Raw genomic sequence first — 22525 nt, forward strand, 5'->3', positions numbered from 1 at the left:
GCCAGATCCTGGCCGGCGAGCCCCGCATCGACGGTCGCGACACGCGCACCGTGCGTGGCATCGAAATCCGCAACAGCGTGCTGCCCCGCACTCACGGTTCGGCCCTGTTCACCCGTGGTGAGACGCAGGCCCTGGTGGTTGCCACCCTGGGCACCGACCGCGACGCGCAGCGCATCGACGCCTTGTCGGGCGACTACGAAGACCGCTTCATGCTGCACTACAACATGCCTCCCTTCGCCACCGGCGAAACCGGTCGCGTGGGCAGCCCCAAGCGCCGCGAAATCGGCCATGGCCGTCTGGCCAAGCGTGCGCTGATCGCCGCACTGCCGAGCAAGGAAGATTTTCCCTACACCATGCGCGTGGTCTCGGAAATCACCGAGTCCAACGGCTCCTCGTCGATGGCTTCGGTCTGCGGCGGCTGCCTGGCGCTGATGGACGCCGGCGTGCCGATGAAGGCCCACGTGGCCGGCATCGCCATGGGCCTGATCAAGGACGGCAACCGCTTCGCGGTGCTGACCGACATCCTGGGTGACGAAGATCACCTGGGCGACATGGACTTCAAGGTGGCTGGCACCACCGGCGGCATCACCGCCCTGCAGATGGACATCAAGATCCAGGGCATCACCAAGGAAATCATGCAGGTCGCACTGGCCCAGGCCAAGGAAGCCCGCATGCACATCCTGGGCAAGATGCAGGAAGCCATGGGCGAAGCCAAGACCGAAGTGTCGAACTTCGCGCCCAAGCTCTTCACCATGAAGATCAACCCGGAAAAAATCCGTGACGTGATCGGCAAGGGCGGTGCCGTGATCCGCGCGCTGACCGAAGAAACCGGTTGCCAGATCAACATCGACGAAGACGGCACCATCACCATCGCCGCGACCGAAGCCTCGAAGGCCGACGAAGCCAAGCGCCGCATCGAGCAGATCACCGCCGAGGTCGAAATCGGCAAGGTCTACGAAGGCCCGGTCACCAAGATCTTGGACTTCGGTGCCCTGATCAACCTGCTGCCCGGCAAGGACGGTCTGCTGCACATCAGCCAGATCGCCCACGAGCGTGTCGAGCGCGTGACCGACTACCTGAGCGAAGGCCAGATCGTCAAGGTCAAGGTCCTGGAAACGGACGAAAAGGGCCGCGTCAAGCTGTCCATGAAGGCGCTGATCGACCGCAACGCCGCGCCCGCCGAGCAAGCCGCTCAGCAGCAGCAATAAGCCGTCGGGTTCAGGCACGATGCAAGCCGTTGAGATCAGCGCTTTCGGCGCACCCGAAGTCCTGCGCCTGACCGAGCGTCCGGTGCCGGTCGCGGGTGTCGGCGAGCTGTTGATCCGCGTGCGTGCATCGGGCGTGAACCGGCCCGATGTGCTGCAACGCAGCGGCGCCTACCCGCCACCGCCCGGTGCTTCCGACCTGCCGGGTCTGGAAGTGGCGGGCGTGATCGAGTCGGGCGACGCTGCGGCGATGCTCGCCTCGGGTTTCAAGGTCGGCGACCGCGTGTGTGCGCTGGTCGCTGGCGGTGGGTACGCGGAGTACTGCGTGGCACCCGTGGGCCAGTGTCTGCCGGTGCCTGCAGGTTTGGATGATGTGCAGGCCGCTTCGTTGCCCGAAACCTTCTTCACCGTCTGGAGCAATGTGTTTGATCGGGCGCGTCTGCAGCCCGGTGAAACGCTGCTGATCCAGGGGGGCACGAGTGGCATCGGCGTGACCGCGATCCAGCTGGCGAAAGCCTTGGGTGCGCGCGTGATTGCCACGGCAGGCAGCGACGAGAAGTGCACCGCCTGCCTGTCGCTGGGTGCCGACCACGCGATCAACTACAAGACGCAGGATTTTTCGACCGTGGCGCGCGAGCTCACGGACGGGCAGGGTGTCAACGTCGTGCTCGACATGGTGGCCGGCAGTTACGTGGCGCGCGAAGTCGAGTGCCTGGCCGAAGACGGCCGGCTCGTGATCATCGCGGTGCAGGGTGGCGTGAAGGCCGAGTTCAATGCCGGTCTCGTGCTGCGGCGCCGACTGCTCATCACGGGTTCGACACTGCGTCCGCGCCCGGTGTCTTTCAAGGCTGCGATCGCCGCATCACTGCGCGACAAGGTGTGGCCGCTGCTGGAGCAGGGACGCATCAAGCCCGTCATCCACAGCGTGTTTGATGCATCGGCGGCAGCGCAGGCGCATGCGCTGATGGAGACCAACCAGCACGTTGGCAAGCTCGTGCTGAGCTGGTCCTGAGCAAGTCTGGAGAACAAGATGAGAAAACTGATCGCTGGCAATTGGAAGATGAACGGCTCGCTGGCCGCCAACCAGGCGCTGGTCAAGGCGATGCTCGATGGTTTGCGAGGCGCTGTGCCCGCAGCCGACATGGCACTGTGCGCGCCCGCGCCTTACCTGGCACAAATGCAAGCCCTGCTGCAAGGCAGCCCGATTGCCTGGGGTTCGCAGGACGTGTCGGCCCACGAGCAGGGTGCGTACACCGGCGAAGTGAGTGTGGCCATGTTGAAGGACTTTGGCTGCCGCTACGTCATCGTCGGTCACTCGGAGCGCCGCCAGCACCACGGTGAAACCGATGACATCGTTGCGGCGAAGGCTCAGTGCGCGCTGGCCGCCGGCGTGACGCCCATTGTGTGCGTCGGCGAAACGCTTTCGCAGCGCGAAGCTGGTGAAACAGAAACCGTCGTGAAGCGTCAGCTCGCCGCCGTCATTCACACGGTGGGGCATTGCATCACCGAGATCGTGGTGGCCTATGAACCTGTCTGGGCCATCGGCACCGGCAAGACGGCCACGCCCGAGATGGCGCAGGCCGTGCACGCCGTGCTGCGCGCCCAGCTGGCCGCGGCCTCGACCAACGCCAAGCGTGTGCACATCCTCTATGGCGGCAGCATGAATGCGGCCAACGCTGCCAGCTTGCTGGCCCAGCCCGACATTGACGGTGGCCTCATCGGCGGTGCATCGCTCAAGTCGGCCGACTTTTTGCAGATCGTGGCCGCCGCAGCCTGAGGCTGACGCGGACCTCATTCGATATCCGGAGAAACAAATGAACATCCTGTTGACCATTCTTCAAGCCGTGCAGATCCTCGCCGCGATCGGCATGATCGGTCTGATCCTCATGCAACACGGCAAAGGTGCCGACGCGGGTGCGGCCTTTGGTGGTGGCGCCGGCTCGGCCAGCTTGTTTGGTGCATCGGGTGGTGCCAACTTCCTCTCGCGCACCACGGCGGTGCTGGCCGGCTTGTTCCTTGCTGGAACGTTGGGTTTGGCATATTTCGGGAACCTGGCCCCTGCTGCGGCACGCGCAGGCAGCGTGCTCGAAAATGCCGCGCCAATTGCGCCTGCGTCACAGATTCCGGGCACGGATTCGGCGCCGGCAGCGGCCGGTGCCGGGCCTGTTGAGGTGCCCGCTGCGCCCGCCACGGGCGCTGCTCAGATTCCAGGCAAGTAAGAACGCTGAAAGCCCCGTGTGACGGGGCTGCGCCAGGTTTGCAGCGGGCCGCGCGTCACTCTGAAAATCCAAGGGCTTGTTCGAAAAACCGAGGTGGTTTCAGGGTAAACTCTATGGGTTGTCAGCAAGGCCCGCACTGTTCCTCGCGAGCCTGACAATGCAGATCCAGCCGACGTGGTGAAATTGGTAGACACGCTATCTTGAGGGGGTAGTGGCGAAAGCTGTGCGAGTTCGAGTCTCGCCGTCGGCACCAATCAGTGGTAATCATGGCGATCGTGGCCATGTGCAGCGGAATCGACCCAAATGAGTCTCGAACAATACCTGCCCGTGCTCTTGTTCATTTTGGTGGGTGTGGCCGTTGGTGTCATTCCGCAGGTGTTGGGTTATGTCCTGGGGCCCAATCGCCCGGATGCTGAAAAAAATTCCCCTTATGAGTGCGGCTTCGAGGCTTTCGAAGATGCCCGCATGAAGTTCGATGTGCGCTATTACCTGGTCGCCATCCTCTTCATTCTCTTTGATCTCGAGATCGCATTCCTGATTCCGTGGGCTGTGGCGCTGACCGATATCGGCTCCGTTGGCTTCTGGGCGGGGGTGGTGTTTCTCATTGATTTGCTGGTGGGTTTCGTCTACGCGTGGAAAAAAGGCGCGCTGGATTGGGAATGAGCATCAACACCTGTACGACACGCAAGCTGCAAGCAGCGCACCGGAGTGGAAGATGATCGAAGGCGTATTCAAGGAAGGTTTTGTCACCACGAGTTACGACTCTGTGGTGAACTGGGCCAAGACGGGATCGCTCTGGCCGATGACCTTTGGTCTGGCTTGTTGCGCGGTGGAGATGATGCACGCGGCCACGGCGCGATACGACCTGGGTCGTTTTGGTGCAGAGGTTTTTCGCGCCAGCCCGCGCCAGTCCGATCTGATGATCGTGGCGGGTACCCTGTGCAACAAGATGGCGCCTGCTCTGCGAAAGGTCTATGACCAGATGGCGGAGCCGCGCTGGGTGCTTTCCATGGGGTCCTGTGCCAATGGCGGCGGTTATTACCACTACAGCTACTCGGTTGTGCGAGGTTGTGACCGCATCGTGCCAGTGGATGTGTATGTGCCCGGTTGCCCGCCGACCGCCGAGGCCTTGCTGTACGGGATCATCCAGCTGCAGCAGAAGATTCGCCGCACCAACACCATCGCGCGGGCCTGAGCGCCGCTGCAGCCCACAGGTTCAGAAAGACGGTCCATGAGCGACGCTGCTATCTCTTACACCACACCACCTGCTGACATTGCGAGCGCGCTGACTGCCTTGCTGGGCGCGCGCGCTCAGTCCATTGATGTCGAGCGTGGCGAGGTCACACTGGTTGTCTCGGCGGCCCACTATCTTGCCGTCATGCAGACCTTGCGTGATGCGCCTGAAGCGCGCTTCGAGCAGCTGATCGATGTCTGTGGCGTGGACTACTCCACCTACGGGGATGGTGGTTGGGAGGGTCCTCGGTTTTCGGTGGTGGTGCATCTGCTGTCGGTGAGTCTGAATCATCGAGTGCGGGTCCGTGTGTTTTGCCCGGATGACGACTTTCCGGTGGTGGCCTCGTTGTCGGGGCTTTGGGCGTCGGCCAATTGGCCCGAGCGCGAGGCGTTTGATCTGTTTGGCATCGTGTTCGAAGGCCACAACGACCTCCGTCGCATCCTCACCGACTACGGTTTCATCGGTCACCCTTTCCGCAAGGATTTTCCGATCTCGGGTCATGTGGAGATGCGCTACGACGCCGAGCGTCAGCGCGTGGTCTACGAGCCGGTCACCATTGAGCCCCGGGAGATCACCCCTCGCGTGATCCGCGAAGACAACTACGGCGGTCTGCACTGATATGGCTGAGATCAAGAACTACACCCTGAACTTCGGTCCGCAGCACCCGGCGGCACACGGCGTGCTGCGCCTGGTGCTGGAGCTTGACGGTGAGGTCGTGCAACGAGCCGACCCGCACATCGGCCTGCTGCACCGTGCCACCGAAAAGCTGGCCGAGCACAAGACCTTCATCCAGTCGCTGCCCTACATGGACCGGCTGGACTACGTGTCGATGATGTGCAACGAGCACGCCTACTGTCTGGCGATCGAGAAGCTGTTGGGCATCGAGGTGCCACTCCGCGCCCAGTACATCCGCGTGATGTTCAGCGAGATCACCCGCCTGCTCAACCACCTGATGTGGCTGGGTTCCCATGGCAACGACTGCGGCAGCTCCACCATCCTGATCTACGCGTTCCGCGAACGCGAAGACCTGTTCGACATGTACGAAGCGGTGTCGGGTGCGCGCATGCATGCGGCCTACTTCCGTCCCGGCGGTGTGTACCGCGACTTGCCGGACACCATGCCGCAGTACCGGTACAGCAAGATCCGCAACGCCAAGGCCATGGCGGAGATGAACACCAACCGCCAGGGATCGCTGCTCGACTTCATCGACGACTTCACCCAGCGCTTTCCGACCTACCTGGCCGAGTACCACACGCTGCTGACCGATAACCGCATTTGGAAGCAGCGCACGGTCGGTATTGGCGTGGTGCCCCCTGAGCGTGCGCTGAACCTTGGCATGACCGGCCCCATGTTGCGGGGCTCCGGTATCGCCTGGGATTTGCGCAAGAAGCAGCCGTACGAGGTGTACGACCGCATGGACTTCGACATCCCGGTGGGCAAGACCGGCGACACCTACGACCGCTACCTCGTCCGCATGGAGGAGATGAAGCAGTCCAACCGCATCATCAAACAGTGTGTGGACTGGCTGCGTGTGAACCCCGGCCCGGTGATCACCGACAACCACAAGGTGGCGCCACCGTCACGGGAATCCATGAAGTCCAACATGGAGGGTTTGATCCACCACTTCAAACTCTTCACGGAAGGTTTTCACGTGCCTGAGGGCGAGGCGTATGCGGCCGTCGAGCACCCCAAGGGCGAATTCGGCATCTACCTTGTGAGCGACGGTGCCAACAAACCTTATCGCCTGAAAATCCGCGCCCCTGGCTTCACCCATTTGTCCACCCTGGACGAGATGGCCCGCGGCCACATGCTGGCGGACGCGGTGGCCATCATCGGCACCATGGACATCGTTTTTGGAGAGATTGACCGATGATCTCCGGCAGCAAACCCGTGAGTGCGGCCACGCTCTCCGACGCCACCATTCAGCGTTTCGCCCGCGAGGTGGCAAAGTACCCGGGCGAGCAGGCACAGTCTGCCGTCATGGCCTGTCTGTCCATCGTGCAGCAGGAGCAGGGACATGTGAGCCTGGAAGCCGAGAAGGCGATTGCCGCCTATCTGGGCATGCCGGTGATGGCGGTGCATGAGGTCACCACCTTCTACAACATGTACAACCAGCGGCCGGTGGGCAAGTTCAAACTCAACGTCTGCACCAACCTGCCATGCCAGTTGCGTGACGGCGAAAGGGCGCTGCACCATCTGGAGCAGAAGCTCGGCGTGCACATGGGCGAAACCAGCGCCGATGGCCTGTTCACCTTGCAGCAGAGCGAGTGCCTGGGTGCCTGTGCCGACTCCCCGGTGATGCTGGTGAACGACCGCCACATGTGCAGCTTCATGAGCAATGAGAAGCTGGACCAGCTGATCGACGGCCTGCGCGCCGCGGAGGGCAAAGCATGAACGCCGATCAGGTGATTGCACAGTTCAACGCCACTGGCGTGCAGACCTGTTTTCACGACCGCCACATCAACCCGCAGATTTATGCCGGGCTGAACGGCAGCAACTGGTCGCTCAAGGACTACGAAGCCCGCGGCGGTTATCAGGCGTTGCGCAAGATCCTCGGGCAAGACGGTTCTGCACCAAACCCGGACACCGGTGTGGCCGGCCTGACGCAAGATCAGGTCATCGCCACGGTCAAGGAATCCGCTTTGCGCGGTCGTGGCGGAGCCGGATTTCCGACCGGACTGAAGTGGAGCTTCATGCCGCGCCAGTTCCCGGGGCAAAAGTACCTGGTCTGCAACTCGGATGAAGGTGAACCGGGGACCTGCAAGGACCGCGACATCCTGATGTTCAACCCACACATCGTCATCGAAGGCATGGCGATTGCGGCGTATGCCATGGGCATCACCGTGGGCTACAACTACATCCACGGCGAAATTTTTGGCGCCTATGAGCGCTTCGAAGCCGCGCTGGAAGAGGCGCGTGCCGCGGGCTTCCTTGGCAACAGCATCATGGGCAGCAACTTCAGCTTCCAGTTGCACGCTCACCATGGTTTTGGGGCCTACATCTGCGGTGAAGAGACTGCATTGCTCGAATCGCTCGAAGGCAAGAAGGGTCAGCCGCGCTTCAAGCCGCCTTTCCCGGCCAGTTTCGGCCTGTATGGCAAACCGACCACGATCAACAACACCGAAACCTTTGCGGCCGTGCCTTGGATCATCCGCCACGGTGGTCAAGCCTACCTGGAGTGTGGCAAGCCGAACAACGGTGGCACCAAGATCTACTCGGTCAGTGGTGACGTCGAGTTGCCCGGCAACTACGAAGTGCCGATGGGTACGCCATTCGCCAAGCTGCTGGAGCTGGCCGGTGGTGTGCGCAAAGGCCGCCAGCTCAAGGCGGTGATCCCCGGTGGTTCGTCTTCGCCGGTGTTGCCTGCGTCCGTCATCATGGAATGCACCATGGACTACGACTCCATCTCCAAGGCCGGCTCCATGTTGGGCTCGGGTGCGGTGATCGTGATGGACGATTCTCGCTGCATGGTCGAGTCGCTCAAGCGTCTCTCCTATTTCTACATGCACGAGAGTTGTGGCCAGTGCACGCCGTGCCGCGAAGGCACCGGCTGGCTATGGCGCCTCGTGGACAAGATCCACAGGGGCGAAGCAAAGCCTGCCGATATGGCGCTGCTGGACAACGTGGCCGAGAACATCATGGGGCGCACCATCTGCGCCCTGGGCGACGCGGCAGCCATGCCGGTGCGCGCCATGCTCAAGCATTTCCGGCCCGAGTTCGCGGCCATGATCAAGGCCGACGCCACCGCCTGAAACGAGACGAGAAACCATGGTTGAAATCGAACTCGACGGCCAGAAGGTCGAAGTGCCACCGGGCAGCATGGTCATGCATGCGGCCGAAAAGGCGGGCACCTACATCCCGCATTTCTGCTATCACAAGAAATTGTCCATTGCGGCCAGTTGTCGCATGTGCCTTGTGGAAGTGGAAAAGGCGCCCAAGCCCATGCCCGCCTGTGCCACGCCGGTGACCATGGGCATGATCGTGCGCACCAAGAGTGACAAGGCCATCAAGGCCCAGCAATCGGTGATGGAGTTCCTGCTCATCAACCACCCGCTGGATTGCCCGATCTGTGACCAGGGCGGCGAATGCCAGTTGCAGGATCTGGCCGTGGGCTACGGCGGTGGCGCATCGCGCTACGAAGAAGAAAAACGCGTGGTGTTCCACAAGGACGTGGGGCCACTCATTTCCATGGAAGAGATGAGCCGCTGCATCCACTGCACCCGCTGCGTGCGCTTTGGTCAGGAAATTGGCGGCGTGATGGAGCTGGGCATGTCGCATCGGGGCGAACACGCCGAGATCGAAACCTTTGTCGGCCAGTCGGTGGACTCCGAGCTGTCGGGCAACATGATCGACATTTGCCCTGTGGGCGCGTTGACCAGCAAGCCCTTCCGTTACAGCGCCCGCACCTGGGAGCTGTCGCGCCGCAAGTCGGTGAGCCCGCACGACTCCACCGGTGCCAACCTGATCATTCAGGTGAAGAACCACAAGGTCATGCGCGTGGTGCCGCTCGAAAATGACGCAGTGAACGAATGCTGGATCGCCGACCGCGACCGTTTCTCGTACGAAGCCGTCAACAGCGAAGACCGCCTGACCTCGCCCATGCTCAAACAGGGCGGCGAGTGGACGACCGTGGACTGGCAGACCGCTCTGGAGTACGTGGCCAATGGGCTGAGGCAGGTCAAAGCCGACCACGGCGCGAACGCGATTGGTGTGTTGGCCAGTCCGCACAGCACACTCGAAGAGCTGGCCTTGGCTGGTGCCTTGGTGCGCGGTCTGGGCAGCCAGAACATTGACACCCGTCTGCGCCATGCCGACTTCTCCAACACCACCGCTGCCGGGTCCGCCCGTTGGCTGGGCATGCCCATCGCATCCCTGTCGACCCTTCAACGCGTGCTGGTGGTGGGCTCCAACCTGCGCAAGGACCATCCCCTGTTCGCGCAACGCATCCGCCAGGCGGCCCGCAAAGGGTGCCAGGTCAGCGCTCTTCATGCCCAGTCCCAGGACTGGGCGATGCCGGTGCGCCACGAGGTGCTGGCGGACAGCTCGTCGTGGGTGTCGGCTCTGGCCGGCGTGGCCGTCGCTGTGGCGCAGGAGGCCGGTGTTCAGGCCCCCGTGGCCGCAGAAGTGACGGACGCTGCACGGGCCGTTGCCAAGTCCCTGCTGGGAGGCGAGCAGAAAGCCATTCTGCTGGGCAACGCCGCCGCTCACCATGAAAAAGCGGCGAGCTTGTTGTCGCTGGCCAACTGGATTGGTCAACAAACGGGCGCTGCCGTGGGCTACTTGTCAGAAGCAGCGAACACCGTGGGTGCCCAGTTGGTGAGTGCATTGCCCGGGCAGGTGGGGCTGAATGCCGGGCAGATGCTCGGCGGCGGTCTCAAGGCGGCCATTTTGCTCAATACCGAGCCAGCCTTTGACAGCGCTGCGGGTGACGCAGGCCTGAAGTCGGCCAGCATGGTGGTCACGCTCAGCCCCTTCAAGGCCAACCTGGACATCAGCGACGTGCTGTTGCCCATCGCCCCGTTCACCGAAACGTCCGGTTCATTTGTCAATGCCGAAGGCCGTCTGCAAAGTTTCCATGCGGTGGTGAAGCCGCTGGGCGAAACGCGTCCCGCGTGGAAGGTGATCCGCGTGCTGGGCAACCTGATGGGGCTGCCCGGCTTTGATGCGGAGTCTTCGCAAGCGGTGTTGGCGGCCGTGCTGCCCGGCGCCAGCGCCGGGGAGATGGTCGCTGCATCCCGACTGTCGAATGCCGACGCAGGCCTGGGTCCTGCCGCGGCAGATCAGAGCCCTTCAAAGGTTCAGCCCTGCGTCGCGTCCATCTATCAGCTGGATTCGCTGGTGAGGAGGGCATCCTCTCTTCAACTGACCGCAGACGCCCGCGCCGCCGAAGGAGCACACGCATGATCGACGCGATGTACAACGGCGGGATGGGCCTGTTTTCGGCCCCCTGGTGGGGTGGAGCCGCCTGGCCCGTGCTTTGGGGTCTGATCAAGATTGTGGTGGTTCTTGCACCGCTGATGGGCGCGGTGGCGTACCTCACACTCTGGGAACGCAAACTGCTCGGCTTCATGCAGGTTCGCCTGGGTCCCAACCGCGTCGGCCCGTTCGGTTTGTTGCAGCCGATCGCCGACGCCGTCAAATTGCTGACCAAAGAGATCATCAGTCCCAGCGCGGCTGCGCCGGGCCTGTTCCGCCTGGGGCCCATCATGGCCATCATGCCTGCGCTGGCTGCGTGGGTGGTGGTGCCATTCGGTCCCGAGGCCGTGATCGCCAACGTCAACGCGGGCATCCTGGTCATTCTGGCCATCACGTCGATCGAGGTGTACGGCGTGATCATTGCCGGCTGGGCATCGAATTCCAAGTACGCCTTCCTGGGCGCGCTGCGTGCGTCGGCTCAGATGGTGAGTTACGAGATCGCCATCGGCTTCTGTTTCCTGGTGGTTGTCATGACCGCCGGCAGTCTCAACCTCGGCGACATCGTGGCGTCCCAGTCGCGTGGTTGGGCCGCGTCCCACACGCTGACATTCCTCTCCTGGAACTGGTTGCCGTTGCTGCCGATCTTTCTGGTCTACCTGATCTCCGGCGTGGCTGAAACCAACCGGCATCCTTTTGACGTGGTCGAGGGCGAAGCCGAGATCGTGGCCGGTCACATGGTCGAGTACTCGGGCATGGGCTTTGCCATCTTCTTCCTGGCGGAGTACGCCAGCATGTGGCTGGTGTCCATCCTGGCGGTGCTGATGTTCCTCGGCGGCTGGTTGCCCCCGATCGACAGCGCACTGTTCAACTGGATTCCCGGCTGGATCTGGTTGGGCATCAAGACCTTCTTGGTGGTGTCCATGTTCATCTGGATCCGTGCCACTTTCCCGCGCTTCCGTTACGACCAGATCATGCGTTTGGGCTGGAAGATTTTCATTCCTGTCACGCTCATCTGGCTGCTCCTCGTCGGCGGTCTGATGCAGACCCCGTGGAACATCTGGAAATAAGCAGGGCGATCCATCATGTCCACCACCGCCGTTGCTCCCTTTTCCCTCCGTGACTTTTTCAAGAGTTTCCTGTTGCTGGAACTCTTCAAAGGCATGGCCCTGACCGGTCGCTATGCGTTGCGCCGCAAGATCACTGTTCAGTTCCCTGAAGAAAAAACGCCGCTGTCCCCCCGCTTTCGTGGACTGCACGCACAGCGCCGCTACGAAAACGGCGAAGAGCGCTGCATCGCCTGCAAGCTGTGTGAAGCCGTGTGTCCTGCGATGGCCATCACCATCGAAGCCGGTGAACGCGAAGCCGATGGCACCCGCCGCACCACGCGCTACGACATCGATCTGACCAAGTGCATCTTCTGTGGCTTCTGCGAGGAAGCCTGTCCGGTGGACGCCATCGTGGAAACGCACATTCTCGAATACCACGGTGAAAAACGGGGCGATTTGTACTTCACCAAAGAGATGCTGCTGGCTGTGGGCGACCGATTCGAGCCCGAGATCGCCGCCGCCAAGGCCGCGGACGCGAAGTACCGCTGAAGCAGGCGAAAGACAAGAACCATGGATTACCAGACCGGCTTTTTCTACCTGTTTTCAGCGGTGCTGCTGTTTGCGGCCTACCGCGTCATCACCTCGCGCAACCCTGTGCACGCGGTGCTGTATCTCATGCTGGCTTTTTCGCAGGCATCGGCGCTCTGGCTGATCCTCAAGGCCGAGTTCCTGGGTCTGACGCTGGTGCTGGTGTACCTGGGCGCGGTCATGGTGCTGTTTCTGTTTGTCGTGATGATGCTGGACATCAAGTTCGACGATGACCGCTGGGGTTTCTGGCAGAACTTTCCCTTGGCGGCCACCCTTGGTGGTCTTGTGGCTGCCGAGCTGATCGCCGTCCTGTGGGTCGGGTTTCCGACCGTGACGGCCCCCATTGCGGGGGTGGCTCAGGCGGCCGACGTGTCGAACACCAAGGCGCTGGGGCGCTTGATGTACAGCGAATACCTGTATCCGATCGAGGTGGCCGCCGTGATCCTGCTGGTGGCCATGGTGACGGCGATCGCGCTCACCTTGCGCCAGCGCAAGGACAGCAAAGCCATTGATCCAGGGCAGCAGGTGCATGTGCGCGCCAGCGACCGCCTGGTCGTGGTGCCGATGGCTGCCACACAAAAATCTGCACCCGTAGAAGCGGTCGCTGCCGAGGAGGGCAAGGCATGAGCCTCACACTGAGTCACTTTCTGTCGGTGGGCGCCATCCTGTTCGCCCTCTCCGTCATCGGCATCTTCCTGAACCGCAAGAACATCATCGTGTTGCTCATGGCGATCGAGCTGATGTTGCTGGCGGTGAACATGAACTTCGTGGCGTTCTCTCACTACTTGGGGGACATGCACGGCCAGGTCTTTGTGTTCTTCATCCTCACGGTCGCGGCGGCCGAGTCTGCGATTGGCCTCGCCATTCTCGTGCTGCTGTTCCGTGCCAAGTCGTCGATCAGCGTCGAAGAACTCAACACTCTCAAGGGTTGAAGCCCATCCCCGAAGAGGCAAGAACACCATGAGCACCACTCTCTCTGCAAGCACCTTGCTCGCCGTCCCGCTCGCCCCCCTGGTGGGTGCCGCGCTGGCCGGCATCCTGGGCACCACCTTTGGCGGCAACGTCATTGGTCGCCGTACCTCGCACACGCTCACCATCCTGGGTGTGCTGATCGCCTTCATCATCTCAGCCATGACGCTCAAGAGCGTCGCGGTCGATGGTGCGCGCTTCAACCAGACCGTTTACGAGTGGATGGTGGTAGGCGGTCTGAAGATGGAAATCGGCTTCATGGTCGATGGCCTGACCGCGATGATGATGATGGTGGTCACTTTCGTCTCGCTCATGGTGCACCTCTACACCATCGGCTACATGGAAGAAGACGCTGGCTACAACCGCTTCTTCGCCTACATCTCGCTGTTCACCTTCTCCATGCTGATGCTGGTGATGAGCAACAACCTGCTGCAGCTGTTCTTTGGCTGGGAAGCGGTGGGTCTGGTGTCCTACCTGCTGATTGGTTTCTGGTTCAACAAGCCGACGGCCATCTTCGCCAACATGAAGGCGTTCCTGGTCAACCGCGTGGGTGACTTCGGCTTCATCCTCGGCATTGGCCTGATCGTGGCCTATGCCGGCACGCTGAACTACACCGAAGTGTTCGCCAAGGCGCCCGAACTCGGCAAGCTGGGCTTTCCCGGCACCGACTGGCTGCTGATCACGGTGATCTGCATCTGCCTCTTCATCGGTGCGATGGGCAAGTCGGCCCAGTTCCCGTTGCACGTCTGGCTGCCCGACTCGATGGAAGGCCCGACCCCGATTTCGGCGCTGATCCACGCCGCCACGATGGTGACGGCCGGGATTTTCATGGTGGCGCGCATGTCCCCGCTGTTCGAACTGTCGGACACCGCACTCAACTTCATCATGGTCATCGGCGCCATCACGGCCCTGTTCATGGGCTTCCTGGGCATCATCCAGAACGACATCAAACGTGTCGTGGCGTACTCCACGCTCTCGCAGCTGGGCTACATGACGGTGGCTCTGGGCGCCTCGGCGTATTCGGTCGCGGTGTTCCACCTCATGACCCACGCTTTCTTCAAGGCACTGCTGTTCCTCGCTGCCGGCTCCGTGATCATGGGCCTGCACCACAACCAGGACATCCGCTGGATGGGTGGCGTGCGCAAGTACATGCCCATCACCTGGATCACCTCCTTGCTGGGCACGCTGGCCTTGATCGGCACGCCGCTGTTCTCGGGCTTCTATTCCAAGGACTCGATCATCGAGGCGGTGCATTTCAGCAACCTGCCGGCTTCAGGCTTTGCCCATTTCGCAGTGCTGGCCGGTGTCTTCGTGACGTCCTTCTATTCGTTCCGCCTGTATTTCCTGGTGTTCCACGGCAAAGAGCGTTTTGACCAGAACCCCGACGCGCATCATGGCCACGATGACCACGGACATGGGCATGGCGATCACAAGCCTCACGAAACCCCCTGGGTCGTGACCGTGCCGTTGCTGTTGCTCGCGATTCCTTCGGTGGTGATAGGTTTCATGACCATTCAGCCCATGTTGTTCGGGGATTTCCTCAAGGACGCGATCACCATCAACTCGGCCGCCCATCCGGCTGTGGCGAAATTCGCGGAAGAGTTCCACGGTCCGCTGGCCATGGCCTTGCATGCGCTCTCCACCGCACCGTTCTACCTCGCGCTGTCTGGCGCGGTCATCGCCTGGTACATGTACCTGGTGAACCCGGCCGTGCCGGCCGCCATCGGCCGAGCCCTCAAGCCCGTCATCACCGTGCTTGAAAACAAGTACTACATGGACTGGTTCAACGAGAACGTGCTGGCCCGTGGCGCACGCGCGCTGGGTACCGGTCTGTGGAAGGGGGGCGACCAGGGTGTGATCGAAACCGGGGTGGTGAACGCCAGCTGGAAGCTTGTCGGCGCCTTTTCGTCGTTTGTGCGGGGCGCACAGAGCGGGTACCTGTACCACTACGCGTTGATGATGATCGTGGGCGTGTTCCTGTTCATGACGTATTTCGTGTGGCTCGCCAAATAAGGAGAAGAACAAGATGGGTTTGCTGAGCCTTGCGATCTGGGCGCCGATTGCCTTCGGTGCCGTGCTGCTGGCCTTGGGTCGGGATGATCAGGCGCACGTGGTGCGCTGGCTGGCGCTGTTGGGGGCACTGCTCTCATTGGCCGTGACGGTCCCGCTGTACACCGGCTTCAAACTGGGTACGGCGGCGATGCAGTTTGTGGAGAAGTCCACCTGGATCGATCGCTTCCATGTCAACTACCACCTGGGTGTGGATGGGATTTCGCTCTGGCTGATCCTGTTGACCGCTTTCATCACCGTGGTGGTGGTGATCGCCAGCTGGGAGTCCATCACCGAGCGCGTGAACCAGTACATGGGTGCATTCCTGATCCTGTCGGGTCTGATGATCGGCGTGTTCTCCGCGCAGGACGGCATGCTGTTCTACGTGTTCTTTGAAGCCACGCTGATCCCGATGTACCTGATCATCGGCATCTGGGGCGGTCCGAACAAGATCTACGCGGCGTTCAAGTTCTTCCTGTACACGCTGATGGGCTCGCTGCTGATGCTGGTGGCCCTGATCTACCTGTACACGCAGTCGGGCGGCAGTTTTGATCTGGCCACCTGGCATAAGCTGCCGCTGGGCAGCACGGCGCAGACCCTGTTGTTCTTCGCGTTTTTCGCGGCCTTCGCGGTGAAGGTACCGATGTGGCCGGTGCACACCTGGCTGCCCGACGTGCACGTGGAGGCACCCACCGGTGGCTCGGCGGTGCTGGCCGCGATCATGCTGAAGCTGGGTGCCTATGGTTTCCTGCGCTTTTCCCTGCCCATCCTGCCCGACGCATCGCACGAATGGGCCTGGCTCATCATCACGCTGTCGCTGATCGCCGTCGTCTATGTGGGCCTGGTGGCCATGGTTCAGAAGGACATGAAGAAGTTGGTGGCCTATTCGTCTGTGGCCCACATGGGTTTTGTCACGCTGGGTTTCTTCGTGTTCAGCGACCTGGGTGTGTCTGGCGGCATCGTGCAGATGATCGCCCACGGTTTTGTGTCGGCCGCCATGTTCCTCTCCATCGGTGTGCTGTACGACCGTGTGCACTCGCGCGAGATCTCCAGCTACGGTGGCGTCGTCAACACCATGCCGAATTTTGCGGCGTTTGCACTGCTGTTCACCATGGCCAACTGCGGGTTGCCGGGAACGGCGGGCTTTGTGGGCGAATGGATGGTCATCCTGGCGGCCGTGAAAGCCAACTTCTGGATCGGCGCCGCCGCCGCTTCTGCGCTGATCTTCGGTGCCGCCTATTCCTTGTGGATGTTCAAGCGCGTGTACCTGGGTGCCGTGGCCAATGACCACGTGAAGGCGCTGACCGACATCGGTCGACGCGAGTTCCTGGTCATGGCGGTGCTCGCGATCGCGGTGCTTTACATGGGCATCTACCCCAAGCCCTTCACCGATGTGATGGACGCTTCTGTTGCTGAGTTGCTGCGCCACGTGGCCGTCTCCAAGCTCAACTGAACCGTGCCGACAACAAACAAAAGAGAGTCTTCACCATGAACGACCAAAGCAGCTGGGTGCTGGCTTTTCCTGAGGTATTTTTGCTGGTCATGGCCTGTGTGATCTCGCTGGTCGATGTCGCAGTCAGGTCACGCCTGCGTGGCACCACCTACGTTCTGACGCTCTTGACGCTTGCCGTGGTGGCCTATCTTCAAGGCGCAGCAGCAGCAACGGGTCAGACCTTGCTGGGTTTTGGTGGCATGGTCATCAGCGACCCCATGGGGCAGTGGCTCAAATGTTTTGCCGCGTTGGCCGTGCTGGTCACGTTGGTGTACGGCCGCCGCTATGCCGGGGACCGCGACATGCTGTCGGGTGGTGGAGAGCTGTTTTCGTTGTCGCTGTATGCGCTGCTGGGCATGTTCGTCATGATCTCCGGTCACAACTTCCTGGTGATCTACCTGGGCCTGGAGTTGCTGACCCTGTCCAGCTATGCGCTGGTGGCCCTGCGCCGTGACGATGTGCAAGCCACCGAGGCCGCCATGAAGTACTTCGTGCTGGGCGCGCTGGCCAGCGGGTTCCTCCTCTATGGGCTGTCGCTGGTGTACGGCGCCACGGCCTCGCTTGATGTGGCCGAAGTGATGAAGGCCATCGCTGGCGGCGAGGCCACGCTCAAGGGGTCGCCGCAGGTCCTGACGCTGGGGCTGGTGTTTGTCGTGGCTGGTCTGGCCTTCAAGCTGGGTGTTGTTCCATTCCACATGTGGGTGCCCGACGTCTACCACGGCGCACCCACGGCCGTCACCCTGATGATCGGTGGCGCACCCAAGCTCGCCGCTTTTGCCATCGTGATCCGTCTGTTGGTGGAAGGACTCGCGCCCCTGGCGGTCGACTGGCAGCAGATGCTCGCGGTGCTGTCGGTGGCCTCGCTGCTGATCGGCAACCTCGCGGCCATCGCTCAGACCAACCTCAAACGCATGCTGGCCTTCTCGACGATCGCACAGATGGGTTTCATGCTGCTGGGTTTGCTGGCCGGTGTGGTGGCCACAGGCCAAGGGCTGGACAGCAGCAACATGGCCAATGCCTACGGTTCGTCCATGTTCTACGTGGTGACCTATGTGTTGACCACCCTGGGCACCTTCGGCGTGATCCTGTTGCTTTCGCGCGGCGGCTTCGAATCGGACAACGTGAGCGATCTGGCCGGTCTGAACCAGCGCAGCCCGCTGTACGCGGCCGTCATGGCGGTGTGCATGTTCTCGCTGGCCGGTGTGCCGCCCATGGTGGGTTTTTACGCCAAGCTGTCGGTGCTTCAGGCCTTGCTGGCCTCTTCGCAACCGGTGTACATTGGTCTGGCGGTGTTTGCCGTGATCATGTCCCTGATCGGCGCGTTTTATTACCTGCGTCTCGTCAAGGTGATGTACTTCGACGCACCCAGCCAGACCGCAGGCATCGCTGCTGGCCTGGACGCTCGTTCGGTGCTCTCGCTCAACGGTGCGCTGGTGCTGGGTCTGGGCATCGTGCCCGGTGGGCTGATGGCCCTGTGTGCCCAGGCGATCACGGCCCTGATGGCCTGACCCATCGGTTCTGGCCTGCGGTGCCGTTGTCGGCACCGCATCCGGGGTCCTTTCTGCCCATATGAACCATTCCTTTTCCATCTGGCTCGTCTTGCTGGCGGCCGTGGTCGGCGCCAACCTGCCGTTTGTCAATCAGCGCTGGCTGGGGGTCATCCCGCGCGCTGCGTCCAAGTCGCTGGGCATTCATCTGCTGGAACTGGTGATCTGCTACTTTCTGGTGGGCGCTTTGGGGCTGGCTCTGGAACGTTCTGCGGGCCAGATCGCGCCCCAGGGCTGGGAGTTCTATGCGACCACCGCGGCCCTGTTCTTGACGCTGGCGTTCCCGGGTTTTGTTTACCGCTACCTTTTCAAGCGGCGAGGCTGAGACGGACATGGGGTCGGACACCCATCTGCGCGAAGTTCCGGTGGCGCGCACCGAACTGCTCCAGGGGAACTTCCTCCATGTCGTGCGCGACACGGTGCGTTTGCCCTCCGGTCGAGAGGCCACGCGCGAATATGTGCTGCACCCCGGCGCGGTGATGGTGATCGGTTGGCTGGACGATGGCCGTCTGGTCATGGAGCGCCAGTACCGCCACCCTTTGCGCGACGTGATGGTCGAGTTCCCCGCCGGCAAGCTGGATGCGGGCGAAGGGAGTCTCGCGTGTGCGCGGCGTGAGTTGCTCGAAGAAACCGGCTACAGCGCGCGCGAGTGGGCCTTTGCCGGCCGGCTGGCACCGACCATTGCCTACTCCGACGAAATCATCGACATCTGGTTTGCGCGCGGGCTCTCTGCGGGCGAGCGACAGCTCGACGACGGCGAGTTCCTCGACGTGTTCAGCGCCACGCCCGAGGAGCTGCAGGCGTGGTGCCGGAGCGGCGCCATCATTGACTGCAAGACCCTGGTGGGTGCGCTGTGGCTGCAGAATGTGTTGTCCGGGGCATGGACTCTCGACTGGTCAGGGGCCATGCCGCCAGCGGTGGCCCGATAATTTTGGCCATGAAGGTTCTCAACTTGCAATGCGCGCACCAGCACGAATTCGAAGGCTGGTTCGGCTCTGAAGCCGACTTCACAGACCAGCTCGCGCGTGGGTTGCTGAACTGCCCTTTGTGTGGAGACACATCGATTCAGAAGATGCTTTCGGCGCCGCGCCTGAACCTGCGCGCCCATCGGGACGACAAAGCGCCTGTGGAGCCTGCCGACGCCACGGGGCGGGTGGAGCTGGGTTTTCCCGCATCCGGTTCGCCGTTGCAGGCCCAGTTGCTCAAGGCCATGCGCCAGGTGCTGGCGCAGACCGAAGACGTGGGCGAGCGCTTCGCCGATCAGGCCCGGGCCATGCACCATGGCGAGGTGGAGCAACGCAACATCCGCGGCCGTACCAGCCCCGAGGTGGCGATGGAACTGATCGAAGAAGGCATTGAGGTAATGCCGCTTCCGTCGCTGCCGGCGCTCAAGGAAACCCTGCAGTAATTGCCCCCCCTGCGCCGCCTGCGGCGTCACCCCCCATGGGGCGGCACTGGCGGCCCGGCAAAGGTTCCGCGGTGCCCTTGGACCAACTTTCCCTCTGTTCGCAGGCCATCTCTCCGGAGCGCGTGCCTCAATCCCAGGATGCGGTGGAACCGGCTCCGCCGGGCCACTCGCATCGCCCCCTGGAGGGGGTGACGCCGAAGGCGGCGCGGGGGTGATTACGGATACAGGCCACGCAGGTCGCGCGCGTGCAGGATGCGCTTGCAGGCCACGATGAAGGTGGCCGTGCGCAGGCTCACCTTGTTCTCTTCGGCCACCTGCCACACGGAGGCGAACGCGCCCTTCATGATCTTCACCAGGCGCTCGTTGATTTCGTCCTCGCTCCAGAAGAAGCTGGAAAAGTCCTGCACCCACTCGAAGTAGCTTACGGTCACGCCGCCGGCGTTGGCGATCACGTCGGGCAGCACCAGGATGCCGCGATCGTGCAGGATGTCGTCGGCCTGCGGCGTGGTCGGTCCATTGGCGCCTTCGATCACCATCTTCGCCTGGATGCGGCCGGCGTTGGCTTCGGTGATCTGCTGCTCCAGTGCAGCGGGAATCAGGATGTCGCAAGGCACGTCCCAGAACGCATCGTTGGCGATCACCTCGGCCTGCGGGAAGCCCGCCACCGAGCCCATGCGGGCCACATGCGCCATCAGCAAGGGCACGTCGAGCCCCGCTTCACGGTAGATGGTGCCGCCGTGGTCCTGCACCGCCACAACTTTGGCGCCGGCCTCGGCGAACAGCTTGCCCGCCACGCCGCCCACATTGCCAAAGCCTTGCACGGCCACGCGCGCCTGGCTGATGTCCATGCCAATGTGTTTGGCGGCTTCGCTGCCGACGGTGAACACGCCGCGCCCGGTGGCTTCGCGCCGGCCGAGCGAGCCACCGAGGTCCACCGGCTTGCCGGTGACCACGCCGGTGGCGGTGGAGCCTTCGTTCATGGAGTAGGTGTCCATCATCCAGGCCATGATCTGCTCGTTGGTGTTCACATCGGGTGCCGGGATGTCCTTGGTCGGGCCGATGATGATGCCGATCTCGCTGGTGTAGCGGCGCGTCACGCGCTCCAGCTCACCCTTGGAGAGCTGCCGCGGGTCGACGCGGATGCCGCCCTTGGCACCGCCGTAGGGCACGTTGACCGCGGCGTTCTTGATCGACATCCAGGCCGAGAGTGCCATCACTTCCGAGAGGGTCACGTCCTGGTGGAAACGCACGCCGCCCTTGCCTGGGCCGCGGCTGGTGTTGTGTTGCACGCGGTAGCCCTCGAAGTGCGCCACGGTGCCGTTGTCCAGGTGGATCGGCACGTCCACGATCAGGGTGCGCTTGGGTCGCTTGAGCGTGTCCACCCAGCGCGCCAGATCGCCGAGGTAGGGCGTGACCCGGTCCACCTGCTGCAGGTAGATGCCCCAGGGTCCGATCTTGTCCGGATTCAGGTAGGAGGGCAGGGCGTTGGTGAAGGCGGCCGGGCTGTTGGCCGCGGCGCCTGCGGGGTGCGGTGCTTGTGACATGGTGCTGGGATTCCTTGTGGGTTGTGCCCATCCGGCTTCCCGGATCGACTGGCGCGACTGTACGGAGGGCGTTCCGCACTGTCCAAGGCTGTGTTGCCATGCCTTTATGCGGCGAATGCATAACCAGTCCGATGGGACGATTCGCTCAATCCGACGCTGTACCCCAGACCTGCCGCGCCACCCGCGCCATGTTGCCACCCAGGGCGCCGTCCACCTCATGGTCGCTCATGCCCACGGCGCGCAGGGCGCCGGGCAGCTGTTGCCAGGTCTCTATGGCGGCGTAGCGCATCTGGCTGATGCCCTTGCCGTAACCCGCGCTCGCGGGCCACCAGAAGCCGGGGTCGAAGTCACCCGGGGGGTCGTCGTTCAGCCCGGGCTGGCCGAAGCCGATGTCCAGACCCAGGCCGACGTGCTGTGGGCCGACGAGATTCGCGATGTGGGCCATGTGGCGTGCGATGTCCTGCGCGCCCGGTGTCTCGCAGCCGAGGAACTTCGATACCCCCGAGATGCAGACCACGCCGCCGGTGGCGGCACAGGCCCTGATCTGCTCGTCCGTGATGTTGCGGCCGTGCTCGGCCAGCGCCAGCGGGTTGGCGTGGCTGAACACCACCGGATGGCGCGAGTGGGCCATGATGTCCAGCGTGGTGCGGCGTTCGGTGTGGGCGCAGTCCATGAGCACGCCGGCGTCGTTCACCGCGTCCACCATGCGGTGCCCGAGCGCGGTCAGGCCTTGCGGCGTGTCGTGGCAGCCGCCCGCCACGGGGTTGTTGCGGTTGTAGGCAAAGTGGATCTGTCGCACACCGAGATCGCGGTACAGCGCCACCATCTCGGGCCGCTCCAGCAGGGGCAGCGCACCCTCCAGGTCAAAAACCACCGCGAGTTTCCCCTCGTTGCGTGCCTGTTCGATGTCGGCTACGGTGCGCGGCATGACGTAGCGTTCAGGCGCTGCCAGCAAGCGTGCACGGAATGATGCGATCACCGCCAGGATCTGGCCGAGCGGATTCATGTCCATGCCCACATTGATGCAGACGCAGTGCACGCCGTTGGCGCGGTAACGCTCCAGGGGCGCGAAGCTGGCATCAGGGTGCAGGGGCAGGCAGGTGTGGGCTTCCCAGCGAATCATGGTTTTCCTAGGGTGAACGTGAGAGGCATGTGATGGCACCGATTTTGCAAGGCCTGAGGTGCGTCAAGTGGAGCCTTCAAGTTGAGCGGGTGGCTCCACCGCAGGTGACAGACCTGTGACGATCTTTGTATTGATAATGAATTTTTCCTGAACAGGGGTGGCATCTCGCGGCCCCGCAACAACGA

The 22525-nt window shown here is 62.6% G+C and carries 23 protein-coding genes and 1 tRNA gene; 22 read left to right on the forward strand and 2 right to left on the reverse strand.

Translation table 11 applies throughout. From position 1 onward, the window contains the following. The 22 genes from pnp to IV088_RS20800 all read left to right on the forward strand — a co-directional run. A partial coding sequence (pnp, locus tag IV088_RS20695) for a polyribonucleotide nucleotidyltransferase (protein WP_291105820.1) occupies positions 1 to 1208 on the forward strand: 1208 nt, incomplete at its 5' end. A gap of 19 nt (positions 1209 to 1227) precedes the next feature. Continuing rightward, entirely contained in the window at positions 1228 to 2217 is a 990-nt protein-coding gene (locus tag IV088_RS20700; protein WP_291105822.1) for an NAD(P)H-quinone oxidoreductase, read from the forward strand. Between the two features lie 18 nt (positions 2218 to 2235). Next, the gene (gene tpiA, locus IV088_RS20705; RefSeq protein ID WP_291105823.1) at positions 2236 to 2982 is read left to right on the forward strand and encodes a triose-phosphate isomerase; all 747 of its coding nucleotides are present in this window, start codon (positions 2236 to 2238) and stop codon (positions 2980 to 2982) included. A 37-nt stretch (positions 2983 to 3019) separates the two neighbouring features. Then, a complete protein-coding gene (secG, locus tag IV088_RS20710) occupies positions 3020 to 3424 on the forward strand; it encodes a preprotein translocase subunit SecG (protein WP_291105824.1) in 405 nt (134 codons plus the stop codon). A 168-nt stretch (positions 3425 to 3592) separates the two neighbouring features. Continuing rightward, a tRNA-Leu gene (locus IV088_RS20715) sits at positions 3593 to 3677 on the forward strand. A gap of 50 nt (positions 3678 to 3727) precedes the next feature. Beyond that, complete coding sequence (locus IV088_RS20720; protein WP_291105827.1) at positions 3728 to 4087, forward strand: NADH-quinone oxidoreductase subunit A; 360 nt, start codon at positions 3728 to 3730, stop codon at positions 4085 to 4087. Between the two features lie 52 nt (positions 4088 to 4139). After that, positions 4140 to 4619 (forward strand): NADH-quinone oxidoreductase subunit B family protein, encoded by a 480-nt coding sequence (locus IV088_RS20725; protein WP_068175390.1) that lies wholly within the window; start codon positions 4140 to 4142, stop codon positions 4617 to 4619. 36 nt (positions 4620 to 4655) lie between these two features. Then, positions 4656 to 5276 (forward strand): NADH-quinone oxidoreductase subunit C, encoded by a 621-nt coding sequence (locus tag IV088_RS20730; protein WP_291105828.1) that lies wholly within the window; start codon positions 4656 to 4658, stop codon positions 5274 to 5276. A 1-nt stretch (position 5277) separates the two neighbouring features. Then, on the forward strand, positions 5278 to 6531 hold the full coding sequence (locus tag IV088_RS20735; RefSeq protein ID WP_291105830.1) for an NADH-quinone oxidoreductase subunit D: 1254 nt from the start codon (positions 5278 to 5280) through the stop codon (positions 6529 to 6531). Next, entirely contained in the window at positions 6528 to 7052 is a 525-nt protein-coding gene (gene nuoE, locus IV088_RS20740) for an NADH-quinone oxidoreductase subunit NuoE (protein WP_291105832.1), read from the forward strand. The genes IV088_RS20735 and nuoE overlap by 4 nt, the downstream gene beginning before the upstream one ends. Further along, complete coding sequence (nuoF, locus tag IV088_RS20745; RefSeq protein ID WP_291105834.1) at positions 7049 to 8410, forward strand: NADH-quinone oxidoreductase subunit NuoF; 1362 nt, start codon at positions 7049 to 7051, stop codon at positions 8408 to 8410. Before nuoE ends, nuoF begins: the two co-directional genes overlap by 4 nt. Positions 8411 to 8426: 16 nt before the next feature. Beyond that, positions 8427 to 10562, forward strand: a complete 2136-nt coding sequence (gene nuoG / locus IV088_RS20750) for an NADH-quinone oxidoreductase subunit NuoG (protein WP_291105836.1) — start codon at positions 8427 to 8429, stop codon at positions 10560 to 10562. Continuing rightward, the gene (gene nuoH / locus IV088_RS20755) at positions 10559 to 11641 is read left to right on the forward strand and encodes an NADH-quinone oxidoreductase subunit NuoH (RefSeq protein WP_291105838.1); all 1083 of its coding nucleotides are present in this window, start codon (positions 10559 to 10561) and stop codon (positions 11639 to 11641) included. Before nuoG ends, nuoH begins: the two co-directional genes overlap by 4 nt. Before the next feature lie 15 nt (positions 11642 to 11656). Then, entirely contained in the window at positions 11657 to 12169 is a 513-nt protein-coding gene (gene nuoI, locus IV088_RS20760) for an NADH-quinone oxidoreductase subunit NuoI (protein WP_236961269.1), read from the forward strand. A gap of 21 nt (positions 12170 to 12190) precedes the next feature. Next, positions 12191 to 12835 (forward strand): NADH-quinone oxidoreductase subunit J, encoded by a 645-nt coding sequence (locus IV088_RS20765; protein WP_291105841.1) that lies wholly within the window; start codon positions 12191 to 12193, stop codon positions 12833 to 12835. After that, on the forward strand, positions 12832 to 13140 hold the full coding sequence (nuoK, locus tag IV088_RS20770) for an NADH-quinone oxidoreductase subunit NuoK (protein ID WP_236961265.1): 309 nt from the start codon (positions 12832 to 12834) through the stop codon (positions 13138 to 13140). The genes IV088_RS20765 and nuoK overlap by 4 nt, the downstream gene beginning before the upstream one ends. A gap of 28 nt (positions 13141 to 13168) precedes the next feature. Beyond that, complete coding sequence (gene nuoL / locus IV088_RS20775; RefSeq protein WP_291105844.1) at positions 13169 to 15190, forward strand: NADH-quinone oxidoreductase subunit L; 2022 nt, start codon at positions 13169 to 13171, stop codon at positions 15188 to 15190. 13 nt (positions 15191 to 15203) lie between these two features. Then, positions 15204 to 16679: an NADH-quinone oxidoreductase subunit M gene (locus IV088_RS20780; protein WP_291105846.1), complete on the forward strand. Its 1476-nt coding sequence runs from the start codon at positions 15204 to 15206 to the stop codon at positions 16677 to 16679. A gap of 35 nt (positions 16680 to 16714) precedes the next feature. Further along, complete coding sequence (gene nuoN / locus IV088_RS20785; protein ID WP_291105848.1) at positions 16715 to 18226, forward strand: NADH-quinone oxidoreductase subunit NuoN; 1512 nt, start codon at positions 16715 to 16717, stop codon at positions 18224 to 18226. 61 nt (positions 18227 to 18287) lie between these two features. Further along, positions 18288 to 18590, forward strand: a complete 303-nt coding sequence (locus IV088_RS20790) for a DUF2818 family protein (protein WP_291105850.1) — start codon at positions 18288 to 18290, stop codon at positions 18588 to 18590. 7 nt (positions 18591 to 18597) lie between these two features. Beyond that, complete coding sequence (locus IV088_RS20795; RefSeq protein ID WP_291105852.1) at positions 18598 to 19194, forward strand: NUDIX hydrolase; 597 nt, start codon at positions 18598 to 18600, stop codon at positions 19192 to 19194. Positions 19195 to 19202: 8 nt separating this feature from the next. Continuing rightward, complete coding sequence (locus IV088_RS20800) at positions 19203 to 19673, forward strand: DUF1178 family protein (RefSeq protein ID WP_291105854.1); 471 nt, start codon at positions 19203 to 19205, stop codon at positions 19671 to 19673. 215 nt (positions 19674 to 19888) lie between these two features. Here the strand turns inward: IV088_RS20800 and IV088_RS20805 are convergent, their stop codons facing one another. Then, entirely contained in the window at positions 19889 to 21217 is a 1329-nt protein-coding gene (locus IV088_RS20805) for a Glu/Leu/Phe/Val dehydrogenase (protein ID WP_236961258.1), read from the reverse strand. Positions 21218 to 21362: 145 nt separating this feature from the next. Then, entirely contained in the window at positions 21363 to 22340 is a 978-nt protein-coding gene (locus tag IV088_RS20810; protein ID WP_291105856.1) for a membrane dipeptidase, read from the reverse strand. Positions 22341 to 22525 lie beyond the last annotated feature (185 nt).

The sequence above is a fragment of the Hydrogenophaga sp. genome (assembly GCF_018780075.1).
GTDB lineage: Bacteria > Pseudomonadota > Gammaproteobacteria > Burkholderiales > Burkholderiaceae_C > Hydrogenophaga.

What these genes read in the sequence shown, in the direction of transcription:
- IV088_RS20700 (WP_291105822.1), top strand. Translation starts at nt 1,228, where the DNA reads ATGCAAGCCGTTGAGATCAGCGCTTTCGGCGCACCCGAAGTCCTGCGC.
- tpiA (WP_291105823.1), top strand. Translation starts at nt 2,236, where the DNA reads ATGAGAAAACTGATCGCTGGCAATTGGAAGATGAACGGCTCGCTGGCC.
- secG (WP_291105824.1), top strand. Translation starts at nt 3,020, where the DNA reads ATGAACATCCTGTTGACCATTCTTCAAGCCGTGCAGATCCTCGCCGCG.
- IV088_RS20720 (WP_291105827.1), top strand. Translation starts at nt 3,728, where the DNA reads ATGAGTCTCGAACAATACCTGCCCGTGCTCTTGTTCATTTTGGTGGGT.
- IV088_RS20725 (WP_068175390.1), top strand. Translation starts at nt 4,140, where the DNA reads ATGATCGAAGGCGTATTCAAGGAAGGTTTTGTCACCACGAGTTACGAC.
- IV088_RS20730 (WP_291105828.1), top strand. Translation starts at nt 4,656, where the DNA reads ATGAGCGACGCTGCTATCTCTTACACCACACCACCTGCTGACATTGCG.
- IV088_RS20735 (WP_291105830.1), top strand. Translation starts at nt 5,278, where the DNA reads ATGGCTGAGATCAAGAACTACACCCTGAACTTCGGTCCGCAGCACCCG.
- nuoE (WP_291105832.1), top strand. Translation starts at nt 6,528, where the DNA reads ATGATCTCCGGCAGCAAACCCGTGAGTGCGGCCACGCTCTCCGACGCC.
- nuoF (WP_291105834.1), top strand. Translation starts at nt 7,049, where the DNA reads ATGAACGCCGATCAGGTGATTGCACAGTTCAACGCCACTGGCGTGCAG.
- nuoG (WP_291105836.1), top strand. Translation starts at nt 8,427, where the DNA reads ATGGTTGAAATCGAACTCGACGGCCAGAAGGTCGAAGTGCCACCGGGC.
- nuoH (WP_291105838.1), top strand. Translation starts at nt 10,559, where the DNA reads ATGATCGACGCGATGTACAACGGCGGGATGGGCCTGTTTTCGGCCCCC.
- nuoI (WP_236961269.1), top strand. Translation starts at nt 11,657, where the DNA reads ATGTCCACCACCGCCGTTGCTCCCTTTTCCCTCCGTGACTTTTTCAAG.
- IV088_RS20765 (WP_291105841.1), top strand. Translation starts at nt 12,191, where the DNA reads ATGGATTACCAGACCGGCTTTTTCTACCTGTTTTCAGCGGTGCTGCTG.
- nuoK (WP_236961265.1), top strand. Translation starts at nt 12,832, where the DNA reads ATGAGCCTCACACTGAGTCACTTTCTGTCGGTGGGCGCCATCCTGTTC.
- nuoL (WP_291105844.1), top strand. Translation starts at nt 13,169, where the DNA reads ATGAGCACCACTCTCTCTGCAAGCACCTTGCTCGCCGTCCCGCTCGCC.
- IV088_RS20780 (WP_291105846.1), top strand. Translation starts at nt 15,204, where the DNA reads ATGGGTTTGCTGAGCCTTGCGATCTGGGCGCCGATTGCCTTCGGTGCC.
- nuoN (WP_291105848.1), top strand. Translation starts at nt 16,715, where the DNA reads ATGAACGACCAAAGCAGCTGGGTGCTGGCTTTTCCTGAGGTATTTTTG.
- IV088_RS20790 (WP_291105850.1), top strand. Translation starts at nt 18,288, where the DNA reads ATGAACCATTCCTTTTCCATCTGGCTCGTCTTGCTGGCGGCCGTGGTC.
- IV088_RS20795 (WP_291105852.1), top strand. Translation starts at nt 18,598, where the DNA reads ATGGGGTCGGACACCCATCTGCGCGAAGTTCCGGTGGCGCGCACCGAA.
- IV088_RS20800 (WP_291105854.1), top strand. Translation starts at nt 19,203, where the DNA reads ATGAAGGTTCTCAACTTGCAATGCGCGCACCAGCACGAATTCGAAGGC.
- IV088_RS20805 (WP_236961258.1), bottom strand. Translation starts at nt 21,217, where the DNA reads ATGTCACAAGCACCGCACCCCGCAGGCGCCGCGGCCAACAGCCCGGCC.
- IV088_RS20810 (WP_291105856.1), bottom strand. Translation starts at nt 22,340, where the DNA reads ATGATTCGCTGGGAAGCCCACACCTGCCTGCCCCTGCACCCTGATGCC.